General features: G+C 48.2%; 15 protein-coding genes. 8 read left to right on the forward strand and 7 right to left on the reverse strand.

The window, feature by feature from the left end; all coding sequences use genetic code 11:
- Positions 1-49 precede the first annotated feature (49 nt).
- Both KNO69_RS12505 and KNO69_RS12510 read left to right on the forward strand, forming a co-directional pair.
- On the forward strand, positions 50-487 hold the full coding sequence (locus KNO69_RS12505) for an NUDIX domain-containing protein (RefSeq protein WP_015880859.1): 438 nt from the start codon (positions 50-52) through the stop codon (positions 485-487).
- A gap of 64 nt (positions 488-551) precedes the next feature.
- Entirely contained in the window at positions 552-1,505 is a 954-nt protein-coding gene (locus KNO69_RS12510; RefSeq protein WP_214818412.1) for a YihY/virulence factor BrkB family protein, read from the forward strand.
- 38 nt (positions 1,506-1,543) lie between these two features.
- On the opposite strand, the gene KNO69_RS12515 is transcribed toward KNO69_RS12510, so the two are convergent.
- Positions 1,544-2,077, reverse strand: coding sequence for a beta-class carbonic anhydrase (locus KNO69_RS12515; protein ID WP_074037968.1), 534 nt, complete (start codon positions 2,075-2,077; stop codon positions 1,544-1,546).
- Between the two features lie 36 nt (positions 2,078-2,113).
- Positions 2,114-3,013, reverse strand: a complete 900-nt coding sequence (locus KNO69_RS12520; protein WP_214818415.1) for a 1,4-dihydroxy-2-naphthoate polyprenyltransferase — start codon at positions 3,011-3,013, stop codon at positions 2,114-2,116.
- Positions 3,014-3,181: 168 nt separating this feature from the next.
- Here KNO69_RS12520 and KNO69_RS12525 point away from each other — a divergent pair, with 168 nt between their 5' ends.
- Genes KNO69_RS12525 through menC form a run of 6 tightly spaced genes read left to right on the forward strand, consistent with a single transcriptional unit; the run spans position 3,182 to position 10,289 of the window.
- A complete protein-coding gene (locus KNO69_RS12525) occupies positions 3,182-4,570 on the forward strand; it encodes an isochorismate synthase (protein ID WP_214734552.1) in 1,389 nt (462 codons plus the stop codon).
- Positions 4,563-6,212: a 2-succinyl-5-enolpyruvyl-6-hydroxy-3-cyclohexene-1-carboxylic-acid synthase gene (gene menD / locus KNO69_RS12530; RefSeq protein WP_214818418.1), complete on the forward strand. Its 1,650-nt coding sequence runs from the start codon at positions 4,563-4,565 to the stop codon at positions 6,210-6,212. Before KNO69_RS12525 ends, menD begins: the two co-directional genes overlap by 8 nt.
- The gene (locus KNO69_RS12535) at positions 6,209-6,988 is read left to right on the forward strand and encodes an alpha/beta fold hydrolase (protein ID WP_214689208.1); all 780 of its coding nucleotides are present in this window, start codon (positions 6,209-6,211) and stop codon (positions 6,986-6,988) included. The genes menD and KNO69_RS12535 overlap by 4 nt, the downstream gene beginning before the upstream one ends.
- A 1-nt stretch (position 6,989) precedes the next feature.
- Positions 6,990-7,814 carry a 1,4-dihydroxy-2-naphthoyl-CoA synthase gene (menB, locus tag KNO69_RS12540; RefSeq protein WP_214818422.1) on the forward strand — a complete coding sequence of 275 codons (825 nt, stop codon included), beginning with the start codon at positions 6,990-6,992 and terminating at the stop codon, positions 7,812-7,814.
- Between the two features lie 49 nt (positions 7,815-7,863).
- Positions 7,864-9,222: an o-succinylbenzoate--CoA ligase gene (gene menE / locus KNO69_RS12545; protein WP_214818424.1), complete on the forward strand. Its 1,359-nt coding sequence runs from the start codon at positions 7,864-7,866 to the stop codon at positions 9,220-9,222.
- Positions 9,219-10,289 carry an o-succinylbenzoate synthase gene (gene menC / locus KNO69_RS12550; RefSeq protein ID WP_214818426.1) on the forward strand — a complete coding sequence of 357 codons (1,071 nt, stop codon included), beginning with the start codon at positions 9,219-9,221 and terminating at the stop codon, positions 10,287-10,289. The genes menE and menC overlap by 4 nt, the downstream gene beginning before the upstream one ends.
- Positions 10,290-10,326: 37 nt before the next feature.
- Here menC and map read toward each other — a convergent pair whose 3' ends face one another.
- The 5 genes from map to KNO69_RS12575 form a co-directional block, all read right to left on the reverse strand.
- Positions 10,327-11,076, reverse strand: coding sequence for a type I methionyl aminopeptidase (gene map / locus KNO69_RS12555; RefSeq protein ID WP_214818428.1), 750 nt, complete (start codon positions 11,074-11,076; stop codon positions 10,327-10,329).
- Positions 11,077-11,090: 14 nt separating this feature from the next.
- Entirely contained in the window at positions 11,091-12,275 is a 1,185-nt protein-coding gene (locus tag KNO69_RS12560) for an EAL-associated domain-containing protein (protein WP_214818431.1), read from the reverse strand.
- A 40-nt stretch (positions 12,276-12,315) separates the two neighbouring features.
- Positions 12,316-12,567, reverse strand: a complete 252-nt coding sequence (locus KNO69_RS12565) for a hypothetical protein (RefSeq protein ID WP_015880847.1) — start codon at positions 12,565-12,567, stop codon at positions 12,316-12,318.
- Positions 12,568-12,667: 100 nt separating this feature from the next.
- Entirely contained in the window at positions 12,668-14,197 is a 1,530-nt protein-coding gene (gene cshA / locus KNO69_RS12570) for a degradosome RNA helicase CshA (RefSeq protein ID WP_015880846.1), read from the reverse strand.
- Between the two features lie 170 nt (positions 14,198-14,367).
- The gene (locus tag KNO69_RS12575) at positions 14,368-15,219 is read right to left on the reverse strand and encodes a CvfB family protein (protein ID WP_015880845.1); all 852 of its coding nucleotides are present in this window, start codon (positions 15,217-15,219) and stop codon (positions 14,368-14,370) included.
- Positions 15,220-15,258 lie beyond the last annotated feature (39 nt).

Genomic DNA, 15,258 nt, shown 5'->3' on the forward strand with positions numbered 1-15,258 from the left:
TCGTCGATGCGTTTTGTGCAAAATCACAGGAACGAAAGGAACGATTTCATTGGTTCGAACGAAATTAAGAAGCGCGATTATTTTAATGAATGATCAAGATGAAGTGGCTTTGATCCGTCGCGAAAAAGAAAACGTCCTCTATTACGTTTTCCCTGGTGGCGGAGTCGAATATGGGCACACAACAGAAGAGACGGCCGTACGTGAAGCATTTGAAGAACTCGGTGTTCACGTGGAACTAGAAGGTGTCGCTGCCTACGTCGCATTCAATAACGAGTTAAATCCTTATTATTGGGCGAAGATGACAGGTGGCGAATTCGGGACCGGAACAGGTGAAGAGTTTCAAGAAGAACAGACTAACGGATCGTATACACCGATGTGGATTAAACGGTCTGCACTCCCTCATCTCCCCGTTCGTCCACCTTCACTTGCTGAAAAACTCGCCTCACATGAGGAACGTTTTTACGATTTGACCTTATCGGAGGAGTAATCAGGTGTACACCTTGCCGAATTCGGGAAACGTTTTTTAACGATCGAGTCAGGAGGGTTTTATTATGGCAATGACAGAAGTGAAAGAAAAAAAGAATTGGCTTTCATTTGGGAAAGAGTTATTTCGACGATTTCAAGAGCATGATGTTCAAGACTACGGGGCTACCCTCGCATTCTTTTGGTTTTTATCCATTTTTCCTGGAATCATCTTTATTTTGGCGCTCTTGTCCTTTTTCGACGTCTCACAAGATTCGTTTCAGAATCAATTGAACGATTTGGCACCCGGGTCCGCAGCTTCCGGTTTTTTAACGGGAATTTTCGAGGCGATTGGCGAACCGCGAGGCGGTCTTTTATCGCTCGGTGCGATTTTGGCGATTTGGTCCGCCGCAAAAGGGGTCGACCGTCTCATCACGACCTCCCTTCATGCTTATGGTGAAGACAATGAACGTAACTTTTTTGTGAAAAAAGGGTTGGCACTCGGATTGACGATTCTGCTTGGGATCGGGATGCTACTGCTGATTCTCTCGAACGTGTTCGGGTCTCAAATCATTTCATTCGTCACTGAGTATTTACCCGTCAACATTACCGGAGCCGAAGAAATGATAATCAACGTGTTCCGATATGTCCTTACGACGGTTGTCCTCATTTTGACGCTTTCGATTTTTTATAAAGTATCTCCACAACAGCACGTCTTTTGGAAAAGCACTATCCCCGGTGCCATCTTCGGTGTCATCGGTTGGCAAGTCGTCTCATTCGGTTTCAGCCTATACGTTTCAAACTTTGGGAGTTACGACTCGACTTACGGTTCACTCGGAGGAATCATCGTCACGTTGCTCTGGTTACAATTAACCGGGATGATTATTTTAATCGGATCTGAAATCAACGCGACATGGATGCGCTTCTTCAAGACACCGAGTGAACAGGAACACGAACGCGACTTCAAAAAGAACAAAAAGAAAGCGAAACAAAAGCAAGAAGAAGATAACTATGATGACATCCCGACGAACACGTACGGATAATTCAAAAGGAGCACGTTCAAGCTGAACGCGCTCCTTTCTTATGCTTCGATCGGATCAAGACGTCCCGTCGCCGGGTCAATCACGAATCCGTGTACATTCGTTCCTGGTGGTAACAGTGGATGGTTATTGATCAGGTTAACAGAATGAACGACGTTCTCTTCAACTGAATCAAATCCATGTAGCCACTGCTCCAAATCCATTCCTGAAGACTTTAGCGTCTTCAACGTTTGCGGGTCGATTCCACGACGCTCCATCTCTTCGATGACGACAGTCGGTTCAATCGCCGCCATCCCACAATCGTAATGTCCGACAACGACAACTTCTTCTGCTCCTAGCGCATAGAGTGCGACCAAAATGGAGCGCATGGCCGAACCGAATGGGTGTGACAAGACTGCACCCGCATTTTTAATGATTTTAGCGTCTCCATTCTTAAGTCCTAGCGCTTGAGGTAATAGTTCCGTCAAACGTGTATCCATACACGTCAAAATGACGATTTTCTTATCTGGAAATTTATCAGATACGAACGGTTCGTACTGTTTTTCCTCTACGAAACGTTTATTGAATTCAAGCATTTCTTTTACGACTGACACGTTAACGCCTCCTCTTTTTTACAACACAAATCTTGAAACGATGAGTCCGATGACCATCCATGCTCCGAACAGCGTGTTCACTTTCGCTGTCATCGCCATTGCAGGCATCAATGCGGCCGGTTCTGCCTTCTGCCAAAACCGTTGAATCGCCCGGACCATGACCGGCACCGTAAAGAGCGACAGCAAGACCCACGGAGTGACGCCATATAATACAACCGCTAAGATGATGCCGATTAATGCCGCGATAAAGAATGCGGCCAATACATATACCGCACGTCGATGACCGACTAGACATGCGATCGTTTTTCGACCATTCTCTTTATCGTTATCTAAATCACGGATGTTATTCGCAAGTAAGATTGCTCCGATCAACAAGGCCATCGGGAACGACACGAGTAGCAACTCCGTCGTCACCGTATTGATTTGGATAAAGCCGGCAATCCCGATGATGACATATCCCATGAATAGCCCAGCGACAATTTCACCAAACGGCGTATAGGCAATCGGTAGCGGCCCTCCAGTATATAAGTAGCCGACAAGCATAGACAAGGCGCCGATCCAAAGCAAATGCCAGCTTGTGGATGCCGCAATGTAGAGCCCGAGTAGTGCCGCAATCGTATACATGCCGAGCGCCACCGCTAATACTTGCTGTGGTGTAAATCCATCACGTACGATGGAGCCTCCGATTCCGATTGACCCCTCATGATCAAGACCACGCTTGTAGTCATAATACTCGTTAAATAAGTTCGTCGCGATTTGAATAAGGACAGATGCCACTAACATGGCAAGGAAAAGTCCCCACTTGAGTTCGGTTTGATCGAGGACGATGAACGTCCCGAGCAAGACCGGAATAAAGCTTGCGGTCAGGGTATGCGGGCGAATCATTCGCCAATATGCCCCTTTCGATTTCTGTTTCATTTCGTTCCCTCCCTTCGTTAGTTTACGTCTCGATGAAAAAATCTGTCAACGCCAGCCCATTATCCTAGATTCTTGATCATTTCCCGAGCATTTCATAGGCAGGTGTATTACGAACTCATGATACACTAAAAAGTGAGAATTCTATCGGATTGAGGAGGCTTTTCTTTTATGCCAGATACTCAAACACATATAAAACAGCGAATTGAGCAGGCCCATAAACGGGCGCGAGCTTGGCAACGGCCTGTCCTCGCATCATACACATGGGAAATCTCGGCGTTCGATGCTTTTCAAATCATCCAGAACACCGATACGTCCCATTATTATTTCATGACACCAGACCGGACGCTCGAAATGCTAGGTTGCGGGGATGCACTCGTCTTGAGCGCTTCTGGACCCGAACGATTTCAGCGACTTCAATACGATTGGAGTCTTCACCGACGAGATGTCGATGCGACAATCCACGCGTTCGCCGGTTTTTCATTCGACACGTTTATGCGACCACAAAAAAGTATGTGGGATGCCTTTGGGGAAGCATCACTCGTCGTCCCAAAATTTTTATACCGTCGCTATAAAGACCGACACACGTTGACAGTGGCCACTCTCGTCTCTTCGAAGCAGTCGGTCGAACAGTATTTGATTCAATTGGCAGATCAGTTGGCCCAGTTCAGTTCACTTCGTCCGACGGAAGAAGCGACGCCGTCTTATACAAAAGTGAAAGATGGGGTCGATCACTTCAAGTCCAGTTTCCAACAGGCTAAACAGTTGATTGAAGAAGAACGAGTTGAAAAAATCGTGATTGCCCGCGAAGAAATTTATCAGCGTTCCGATGATGCGTTCCCCTTCTCAAAAAGTTTGAAGCATTTAGCAGATCATCAAGAATCTAGTTACATCTATTTGTATCAACCAAAGCGTGACACTGGTTTCTTTGGGGCGACTCCTGAACGATTGATTCAAAAAGAAGGCATGCAACTGAACACGGCTGCCATCGCCGGGACAATCAAGCGTCCGAAAACCGAGATCGAGGCAGAAATTGCGAAAGAGAAACTCCTAAACGATTCAAAAAATCGTGAGGAGCATCAAATTGTCGTGAAAGACATCAAGCAGGCGTTGACACCCTATACTGCACCGATTCAAACACGAGATACTCCGCAAATTTTGGCAAATCGCTCGGTGTTCCATCTACACACCCCAATTCAAGCGACACTCGAAACAAATGCTTCCTTGCTGTCACTTGCGGAATCGCTACATCCAACGCCAGCACTCGGCGGCTCTCCGAAGCGGACATCGGTCCGATTGCTTCGTGAAATCGAGCGATTCGACCGCGGGTGGTACGGTTCTCCGTTTGGTTGGGTAGACAATGAAGGCGACGGCGAGTTTGTCGTGGCAATCCGCTCTGCACTCGTTCAACACCAATTCGTCGCACTGTATGCTGGATGTGGGATTGTGAAAGACTCTGCACTCGAGCAAGAGCTCGAAGAAACAGAAATAAAAATGAGTCCAATCAAACAAGCTTTGCAGTTTGATTTACACAATCAAGGAGGCACCCTAGATGAATAAGGTTTTGACCGATTGGGTCGCATCCATGGTAAATCGGCTTGTTGCGTCCGGTGTAAAAGACGTAGTCATCAGCCCAGGATCCCGCTCGACTCCGCTCGCTGTAGCGGCATATCTTCATCCTCAGATTCGTCATCACATCATCGTCGATGAACGATCTGCCGGATTTTTTGCTCTTGGACTGACCCGTGCGTCAGAAACAATTCGACCGGTCGCATTGATTTGCACAAGTGGAACGGCGGCAACAAACTACTATTCAGCTGTGACAGAAGCGTTCATATCGCAGTTGCCACTCGTCGTACTGACAACCGACCGTCCTCATGAACTGCGCAATGTCGGGGCTCCACAAGCAATCAATCAAGTCCGCCTCTACGGTGAACAAGTGAAGACGAGCATTGATTTGCCTGTTCCAGAGGAGACAACGTTATCGTTTATGAAACAAACGATTACCCGCTTCACGAATCTGTCAATGCAAGCACCGATGGGACCTGTTCATTTGAATGTACCGTTTCGAGAGCCCCTGCTTCCTGACCTCGAGTCATTGAAACAGATGTTAAAAGCTGACCCTGTCTTGCCAGAACGACAGCGTATTCGGCCGACACAAGCAGACAAAAACATTTTCTCGGAATGCACGAGTCAAAAACGACTCGCCTTCGTCGTCGGACCTTACACCCCGACATCTTGGCAGAAATCCATTGTTGAATTCGCTTCCGAACGACAGATCCCGATTTTTGCCGATCCTCTTAGTGGCATGCGACGTTTCGACGGCGTCTTGACCAACTATGACACGTGGCTCGCGAGTGAGCATCGGACTGATTGGTTACCTGAGGTGTTCGTCCGTTTCGGGGCTGCACCTGTTTCGAAACGCTTCAATCAATGGATGGCCATGGCGGATCAACTCGTCATCGATGAACCGGGATCTTATCGCGACCCAAGTAGCCGAGCCACCATCTGTTACGGCGACGCACTCGATTTTCTACCGCTCATCGCATCCGCAAACGAACCTCGGTACCTTGAACGTTTACGCTTTTTTGAAGAGGTTGCCGAGTCTGCAAAATCGTCACTTCAAGGTGAAGCGGAATTGACGAAACGATTGCTCGATACATCGATTGAGCGTCTATTCGTCAGTAATAGTATGCCGATTCGAGATATAGATACATCACTGTCTGCCGGCACGAATATACACGTTCTCGCCAATCGAGGCGCAAACGGAATTGATGGTGTGTTATCCACTGCACTCGGAAGCAGTTATGATACGGCTCACGGCGCTCTATTGATCGGTGATTTAGCGTTCTATCATGATAGCAACGCCTTGCAACTGTTAAAGCATCATCCCGGAAAATTTTCCGTCGTGATTGCTAACAATAACGGTGGAGGGATATTTTCCTTCCTCCCGCAGGCTTCTATCGACACACAGTTGTTCGAAGATTTATTCGGCACACCGCTTGATTTAAATATCCGTGGATTTGCTGACACATATGGCTTATCGTATCGTCTAATTGAACGACCGGATGAAATTCAAGAAGCGATTGAAGATGGCGTTCATTTAATCGAATTCCCATCGAATCGTGAGGAGAATGTGACGATCCATCGAGGTTGGACACAATCTGTCTGCGCTCGCCTCATCACGGAGAACGAATCATGAACATCGATTTACGTGGCGTACGTTATGAAGTGATTCATCGCGGTGAGGGAAAACCGGTATTATTTTTACACGGATTCACCGGAAACGCCCATTGGGTCGATTCGCTCCCTACATTACCGATTCGTCTTGTGTCACCGTCGCTCCTCCAACATGGCGCAACGGAGCACCCTTCAGTCAATCGTTCGACAATGAGTCAGCAAGTTAAGGATTTGTCCCGCTTACTGGATACGGACGACCGACCTTGGACAGTCGTCGGCTATTCACTCGGTGGGAGAATCGCATTGACACTCGCCGCATGCGACGAGCGTGTCGAACATGTCATCGGGATCAGCACGACCCCCGGTCTGCTCACTTCTAAGGAACGAGCCGCACGCCGCCGCCAAGATGCAGAATTGGCTCACTTGATTGAAACCAAGGGTATCGCTGCATTCGTGAATCGTTGGGAGAACCTTCCGCTTTGGCGACAGACGGAAGACATGAAACGTTCACTCCGAACAGGTCGGCTCGCCCAACAACCGAATGCCCTCGCAAACAGTTTGCGGTCAATCGGTACGGGACATATGCCATCGTTATGGGGCACATTGCAGTGTCTCCCCCGTACCGACTTGATTGTCGGGTCAGACGATCTCAAGTTCAAAGCCATCGCAAGATACATGCAGGAAGAGCGACCAGATATTAAAATCTATGAAATTTCAAACGCAGGGCATGCTCCTCATATTGAGAATGCATCAGAGTTTGGTACAATAATAAAGAAATTGATTTTAGGGGGTATTTAAAATGGAATCAGTAGCGAACTGGACATCGGTCCGGACGTATGAAGACATTAAATATGAAACGTGGAACGGGATTGCCAAAATCACCATCAACCGTCCCGAAGTGCGCAATGCATTCCGTCCGTTGACGGTCAATGAATTGATTGATGCATTCGCTCGCGCGCGCGACGATAAAGAAGTCGGCGTCATCATCTTGACAGGTGAAGGCGAAAAGGCATTCTGTTCAGGTGGGGACCAAAAGGTTCGTGGACATGGCGGCTATGTCGGGGACGATGAAATCCCACGCTTGAACGTCCTCGACCTTCAGCGCTTAATTCGTGTCATTCCAAAACCGGTCATCGCCATGGTCGCAGGTTTCGCAATCGGCGGAGGACACGTTCTTCATGTCGTCTGTGACTTGACGATTGCAGCGGACAATGCTCGCTTCGGACAAACAGGTCCTAAAGTCGGTTCGTTCGATGCAGGATACGGTTCTGGATACTTGGCACGGATCATCGGCCATAAGAAAGCTCGTGAAATCTGGTACCTTTGCCGTCAATACGATGCACAAGAAGCACTCGACATGGGACTCGTCAACACGGTGGTCCCACTCGATCAACTTGAAGCAGAAACGATCAAGTGGTGCCAAGAAATCTTACAACACTCACCTACAGCGCTTCGCTTCTTGAAAGCAGCAATGAACGCAGATACAGATGGTCTTGCCGGACTTCAGCAACTCGCTGGAGACGCAACGCTTCTCTACTACACGACAGATGAAGCAAAAGAAGGACGCGATGCGTTCAAAGAAAAACGTGACCCTGACTTCGGTCAATTCCCACGTTTCCCTTAATTGTTGAGAGAGTAGCGATTTCGCTACTCTTTTTTTGGAGGTGACAGCTATGTATGAATGGATTCGGAAACACCCAGCGTCACATCTCGCCCTTGTGACAGCTGACGATCGATTGACATGGGCAATGCTACGCACGGAAAGCCTTCAACTTGCCCAGTTCATCCATGAACAGACACCCACCGCCAAACGAATTGGCATATTCGCTAAAAACAGCAAAGACTATGTCATTGCCGTTCATGCAGTACATCTGCTCGGAAAAGTGCTTGTTCCGTTGAATACACGGCTGACCGAAGAGGAAGTGCGTACTCAGCTACAAACAGCAAAAGTGAACCTTCTCCTCGTCGACGCAGAAATCGATTTGTCCGTCACCCAACTTCTGATCACAGATCGGGCCACTTCATGTTTCAACGCGCCCCATGAGTGGAATGAAGATGAAACCATGTCTCTCATGTTTACGTCCGGAACGACGGGTCGAGCCAAAGCGGTGCAACAGACGTACGGGAATCACCTCGCTAGTGCCCGAGCCGCTGAAGCGCATTTAGACTATCGTCCATCAGACCGGATGCTCACGGTGACCCCGCTCTTTCACATGAGTGGACTGTCTCAAGTGTATCGGAGTGCCATCATCGGTTCGACGCTCTATGTCGAGCCACGATTCGATGTCGATCAAACACTTCACGTCATCGAGACAGAAGGCATCACCCAGCTATCACTCGTCTCAATTATGCTGCAACGATTGCTCGATGCTGGCCTGAAAAAGCACCGACTTCGCACGTTACTCGTCGGAGGCGGACCCGTCCCGCGCTCATTACTAGAAGAAGCAGAACGACGCAAGTTACCGATTGCTCAGACATACGGGATGACCGAGACGTGTTCTCAAGTCGCCACGCTGCTCCCGAGCGAAGCGCTCTCGCATATCGGTTCGAGTGGTCAGGCAATCGCCCCAACAAGTATTCGAATTAATTCAGACGGAGAAATCGAAGTAAAGGGACCAACTGTGACGAAGGGATACTTCGAACAACCTGAATCAGATGCTTGGACACCCGACGGTTATTGGCGAACGGGTGACCTCGGCATGATGAGGGATGGCTATTTATATGTACACGATCGCCGAACCGACCTTATTCTTTCAGGTGGTGAAAATGTTTATCCGGCTGAAATCGAAGCCGCCATGTTACGCTGTGCCGGTGTTCAAGACGTCGGCGTCACGAAACAGTCGCATCCGACTTGGGGAGAAGTCCCGATCGCCTTCGTCGTCGGCTCCTATGATCCAGCCGAGATGCAGCATGTTCTCGACTCACAGTTGGCTAAATACAAGCACCCGATCGCCATCCACTACGCACCGAATTTACCACGAAACGCGAACGGAAAATTAATGCGCCATCGCTTAAAGGAGCTACTGTCATGATCAAACGTGCTGAGCTTTCCATCGTCCCTTTGACGTTTAAACACCCGATTGTGACGGCACACGCCGTCTTATCTGTCCGAAGAACGCTTATCCTCCGTCTAGAGACCGTAGACGGTGTCATCGGATACGGAGAAGGTGCCGCTTTCGAAACACCTTGGTATACGGAAGAAACGACCCAATCCATGATCGATACGTCTAAACTAATTCTCAATTTACTGAAAGGGATGACGGTCACAACGGACGTGTTTCCGAACTTGGTCTCGTCCATCATCGGTCAGCACATGGCAAAGGCGATGTGGGAAAGTGCACTCTGGGAGATTGAAGCAACGCGCGCGAACAAATCACTCAAGTCATTCATGAGCGCCGGAGATTCCGTTTCCTGCGGACGAACAATCGGGATTGGGTTACTGAATCAAACGATGAAATCCATCGAGACGGCATTAGCTGACGGATTCGAACGCATCAAATTAAAGGCATCTCCTAATGAACTGGTTCCTGCCCTACGTGAGATTCGCGCGGTCTTCCCTGACGCGCCTCTCATGATTGATTTAAACGGAAGTGCGTCCGATCAACCAATGGAATGGTTCGAACAACTCGATGCCCATCGGTTATTGATGATCGAACAACCGTACCCAAGCCGACAATTCACAAAATCAGCGGCTCTCCAAGCAAAACTCACGACCCCCATTTGTCTCGACGAATCCATCACGTCTTATGACGAAGTGGATACGATGGCACAGCTTGGTGCCGGAAAAATCGTCAACATTAAACCCGCACGTGTCGGTGGGCTTAGCGAGGCGCTCCACATTCAAAAACACGGAACGCCATACTGGGTCGGTGGCATGTATGAATCCGGTATCGGAAGATATCATACACTCTTGTTTGCTTCGTTAAGCGGCGCGAGCTTCCCCGCGGACATGTCAGGCACGAGCGCTTATTTCGAGCAAGATTTACTCGATACCCCGCTTGAAGTGGAGAATGGAAAGTTGACGCTTCCGGATTCTGTACAACCAGATTGGAATGTGATTGAACGGTTACGCGAAGAAGTGATTACATTGCAAACATGAAAAAGGTGCGGTTCACGAGAACCACACCTTTTTTACGTTAACGGAACGATCCCGTTAACACTTCATATCCATCTTCTGTGACAACAACTGTATGCTCGAACTGCGAAACAAGACTCTTGTTCGGAGTGAAGAGCGTCCAACCATCCTCTTCCGATTGATAGACGATTTCATCCTTTGTCGAGATGAACGTCTCAACAGCAATCACTTGCCCGGCTTTTAATAACTGATTTTCTTCTCGACTATAATAGTTCGAGATCGTCTCTGGCTCCCCGTGCAATGTCCGACCGAGACCGTGTCCGGCCAAGTTCCGGATGACCGTGAATCCATTCTTTCTCGCGTCAGCGTAAATTGCTTTCCCGATCTGATTGACTTTCACACCCGCCTTGACCTTGCTGAGTCCCGCTTCTAATGAAGTCAAGGATACTTCGACCAAACGTTCGTGCTGGGGTGACTTCGCCGCCCCCGCAATCACTGTACGTCCCGTATCGGCATAATATCCATCCTTCACAGCGGAGACGTCGACATTGACGATATCGCCCTCTTGAATGACTTCATCTCCCGGAATACCATGGGCAGCAACGTCATTGAGCGAGATACATGTGTAACCTGGAAATTCGTACATCGTAATCGGTGCAGAAGCTGCACCTTCATCTTCTAAAATACGTTGCCCGATCGCATCTAATTCTTTTGTCGTCATACCGGGCTTGATGGCTTTCGCCATCTCATCTCGCGCAAGTGCGACGATTCGCCCGATTTCGCGCAGTGCATCGTAATCATAATCTAGCATCGTCCATCTTCCTTTCAATCCAATAATCGGTTTTGATATAAATACTCCTCGGATATGTCGGCAAATAAGAACATGCCGTCCGGTAACGGATAGCTAAAGGTTCGCGTCACTTCGTTTGAACTGAAATCACGATAGTCTCCCGATAAATAGCCACGCCCTCGAACATCCATCGCCGCCATCGTCTGAATGAAATACGGTCGGAAACTCCAGTTATAGCCTCGATACGTATTATCGACACGCCATTCTCCATTCACGCAGTAGACGTTCGCACTCGTCTGGAAACCTGTCTTATCCGTTATATAATAACGAACAAACACCTCTTCCAGTTTTGGGGCGATGAATTGAATCCACTCGTCTTTCTTGTCTCTCGACCATTTTCCGGATTGAACTAGTTCACCAATGCGGCGATGTAACTCAAATTCAAGCTCGTACAAGCGATTCAATCGTTTCTGGTCATGTAAAAAGAAGGAAGGCACTTCTTGTGCCAACACACCCATACCTTTGATTTCTCGTTGGGGAATCTCATCTTCCAAGCCTAGTAGGCCACCCATGTAATACCGACCACCGTGCTGCCACGCGTAACGAAGCTGTCCGATGTGGTTGATGGATTTGTAAAGAAGCGGTGCACCAAGCTTCGAAGCAATATACTCCATCGTCTGAAGCATGTTCGGATAGGTGACCGATAACGTCTTTTTCTCGACCATCGTGCCAAGGTCGACGAGCAATAATTCTGGCGCAAGCGTCATGATGTCTTCGATACTCGTGGATTCGGCAAAGTCTAATGCAATTTTCAATCCATAGGACCGATAATATTGAATGACGCGGGACAGTCGCGGGACGTCGACCAAGTCCGTCCCTTGTAAGGTCACATAAATACGGTGTAACGGAAAATTGAGTTCACGTAGTGGGGCTAAAAAGGCCTCTCCCCCTTCTTCGAGAATCCATTCCGACCGGCATCTGAACGTGACGAATGGTTTGGCATCACGAAGTTGTGCTGCCGCAAGTTGCTCCATTCGTTTGGCGATGTCTAATTGATACTCGAGGGGAACGTCATCATCATAAAAAAACGGTGTCAATGATTCGCCTCGGAATCGTCCATGTACCATATATCCTTCCACTTGAAACGTCGCCGCTCCAAGGATTGGTTCATACGTCACCATCACTTCTTCAGGATGGACCATCACTTCTACCGCATCCACAATTCATCACCTCTTCGTTAAATGCGAAAACGAGCTACAATCAGCTCGTTCGCGTGTGTACATACATATAGGCACCGAAACAAGCAATAAAATAGGCGATACTCACCACGCCATATGCAATGCCCATCTTTCCGCCTACTCCAATGGCTAACACTAAAAAAATCATCGCTCCAAATAACAATGTCGCCACGGGGATATAACGAAAGTTAGGACGGTCTGTCTTTGACACGATTGGTTTGAGTGCGATTACACAACCAAGCAGCACAAGGAGACCGAAACTTAATTCCACCATCCGTTGACACCTCATCCTTCTATCTCTACTCAACTAGTGTAGCACGACACAATAAAAAATGCCGCAAATCCACTTAGGGAAATGCGGCATTTCACGATGATTAGTCACGCGGACGGCGTGGACCACGGTCATCCGAGCGACGACGATCGTCACCACGGAATGATCCTTTACGGTCTCCACTGCGTCCATCACGACGTTCGCCACCGCGTCCACCACGACGATCGCCACCACGGCCACCGCCACCGCCACGACGGTCGTTACGACCACGGTATCCACCGCGATCGCCACCACGGCCACCTTGGCGTTTCACACGAACTGGTTCAGCGTACGAGATTTCAACAGGTGTTGAATCTGGCTCTTTCGTCAATCCACGAAGGGCAGCAGCGAGAATTTCAACTGCTTCGTACTCTTCAAGAAGCTCTGTCGCAAGTTGCGTGTAAGCTTTGAAGTCGCCCGCTTGAACGCGTTCGATCAACTCTTCAGCTGCTTGCTTTTGATTTCCTTCAAGTACTTCCGCGATTGTCGGTACGTGACGACGGTTCATCTTCTTGTTTGTCACACGCTCGATTGCCTTCACTTGTCCAAATTCACGTGGCGTGATGAACGTGAGGGCTGTACCAGTCTTACCAGCGCGACCTGTACGACCGATGCGGTGTACGTAGCTTTCTGGGTCTTGTGGTACATCGAAGTTGTAAACGTGTGTGACACCTGAAATATCAAGTCCACGTGCCGCAACGTCAGTCGCTACCAAGATATCGATTGTTCCGTTTTTGAAACGACGAATGACTTGGTCACGTTTTGATTGCGTCAAGTCTCCGTGAAGACCGTCTGCAGTGTATCCGCGTTTGATGAGGGCTTCTGTCACTTCATCTACACGTTTCTTCGTACGAGCGAAGATGATGCTGAGTTCTGGTGAATCGATGTCGATCAAACGGCAAAGTGTATCGAATTTTTGACCTTCACGCAATTCAAGGAATTGTTGGTTGATGTTCTCAACTGTCATTTCTTTCGCTTTCACTTTGATGATTGTCGGCGACTTCATGAAGCGCTCAGCAATCTTTTTGATTTGTGGTGGCATTGTCGCTGAGAAGAGAAGCGTTTGGCGCTCTTCAGGAAGACCAGCCAAAATCGTTTCGATATCTTCAACGAAGCCCATATTGAGCATTTCATCCGCTTCATCCAAGATGACTGTTTGAATGTCATCGAGTTTGATTGTCTTACGTTTCATGTGGTCCATGAGACGTCCTGGTGTCGCTACGACAATTTGCGGGTTCTTTTTCAAACCACGGATCTGACGGTCGATTTGTTGACCACCGTATACTGGAAGTGCGTATACGCGCTTCGTTTCACCGATTTTGTTTAATTCTTCTGCAACTTGAATCGCAAGTTCACGTGTCGGTGCAAGAACGAGTGCTTGGACTTGACGCGCCTTTGAATCGATTCGCTCAATTGTCGGAATACCGAAAGCTGCTGTTTTCCCTGTACCTGTTTGTGCTTGTCCTAATACGTCCACTCCCGTGAGTGCGACAGGAATTGTCTCAGCTTGGATCGGTGTAGCTTCCTCGAAGCCCATTTTGTGTACACCTTTTACTAATGCTTCACTTAATTGTAAGTCTTGAAATTTTGTCAAATTATATTCTCCTTTGTTCATACAAAAAACGTCTGAGTTCAGTTTGACAGATCTACAGACGTTTTCTCAATGTTTCCTCATAGTCAACTTTATTAACTATAACGTATTTCTTCCTAAAATGAAAGAAATACATTTTCAAACTTTTTCATGTCACTCGAACATGAGTTATCTTATTTCAATTTATAGCCGTTGTCGAGCTTTTCAACTTGCTTCTCTTTCAACAGTTTTCCAAGCGCTCGTTTAAATGCCGCTTTACTCATCCCGAATTCACGGTCGATGATGTCAGGTGATGTCTTATCACCGTATGGCATTTGGCCACCACGTTCTTCAATATACGAGAGGATGCTCGCCGCATCACCATCAATCGCCTCATAGGCACGTGGCTTCATCGAAACGAGGACCGTACCGTCTTGTTTGACCTGCGTCACACGGACGGTCAACTGTTCTCCGAGACGTGGCCAACGCGTCATCTCAGCCTCATGCAAGAAACCGAGTGATTCCCCTTCGACCCATACGTTGACGCCCACTTCGCGTTTATTGACGACGATGGCCTGCACGTCCTGGTTGTTCCATTCTTCTTTCGACGGTCGTGCCAACAAGTTCAAGAACGCATATGGTGCAGGGTCCCCAAGCAAGCGTCCTTTTTGGTCATACTTCAATCGAATACACAATTGATCGCCCGTTTGTGGCCAATATGATCGGTTCTCCGGTAAGTCATCCATCGAAACGAGAACGTCCTTTTGAATTCCGATATTCACGAAGACCCCTGTGTTATACCGAACGCCAGTCACTTCAAACCATTCATACTCATCAAATGAAACGGTCGGAATCGTCATCGTTGATGCGAGACGTCCTTCTGAATCATGATATAAGAAGACACGAACCGTTTGACCGATTGTCACTTCTTCTGTTTGTTCTTTACGGTGAAGGAGCACCTCTTCGCGGCCGTTACTAATGAATACTCCAAAATCAGCAGAACGTTCCGCGACTAAATCTACTACTTCTCCTGCGCGCAATGCCATTACACACACATCCTTTTCTAAGCTATTACTGTCAGTATA

This window comes from Exiguobacterium sp. s131, assembly GCF_018617345.1.
In the GTDB taxonomy this organism is placed as follows: Bacteria; Bacillota; Bacilli; order Exiguobacteriales; family Exiguobacteriaceae; genus Exiguobacterium; species Exiguobacterium profundum.

Excerpts from the sequence above, each read along its gene's own strand:
- KNO69_RS12565 (WP_015880847.1), bottom strand. The coding sequence starts at position 12,567 with ATGGTGGAATTAAGTTTCGGTCTCCTTGTGCTGCTTGGTTGTGTAATC.
- KNO69_RS12525 (WP_214734552.1), top strand. The coding sequence starts at position 3,182 with ATGCCAGATACTCAAACACATATAAAACAGCGAATTGAGCAGGCCCAT.
- menE (WP_214818424.1), top strand. The coding sequence starts at position 7,864 with ATGTATGAATGGATTCGGAAACACCCAGCGTCACATCTCGCCCTTGTG.
- KNO69_RS12535 (WP_214689208.1), top strand. The coding sequence starts at position 6,209 with ATGAACATCGATTTACGTGGCGTACGTTATGAAGTGATTCATCGCGGT.
- menC (WP_214818426.1), top strand. The coding sequence starts at position 9,219 with ATGATCAAACGTGCTGAGCTTTCCATCGTCCCTTTGACGTTTAAACAC.
- KNO69_RS12510 (WP_214818412.1), top strand. The coding sequence starts at position 552 with ATGGCAATGACAGAAGTGAAAGAAAAAAAGAATTGGCTTTCATTTGGG.
- menD (WP_214818418.1), top strand. The coding sequence starts at position 4,563 with ATGAATAAGGTTTTGACCGATTGGGTCGCATCCATGGTAAATCGGCTT.
- KNO69_RS12515 (WP_074037968.1), bottom strand. The coding sequence starts at position 2,077 with ATGCTTGAATTCAATAAACGTTTCGTAGAGGAAAAACAGTACGAACCG.
- KNO69_RS12520 (WP_214818415.1), bottom strand. The coding sequence starts at position 3,013 with ATGAAACAGAAATCGAAAGGGGCATATTGGCGAATGATTCGCCCGCAT.
- menB (WP_214818422.1), top strand. The coding sequence starts at position 6,990 with ATGGAATCAGTAGCGAACTGGACATCGGTCCGGACGTATGAAGACATT.
- KNO69_RS12575 (WP_015880845.1), bottom strand. The coding sequence starts at position 15,219 with ATGGCATTGCGCGCAGGAGAAGTAGTAGATTTAGTCGCGGAACGTTCT.
- map (WP_214818428.1), bottom strand. The coding sequence starts at position 11,076 with ATGCTAGATTATGATTACGATGCACTGCGCGAAATCGGGCGAATCGTC.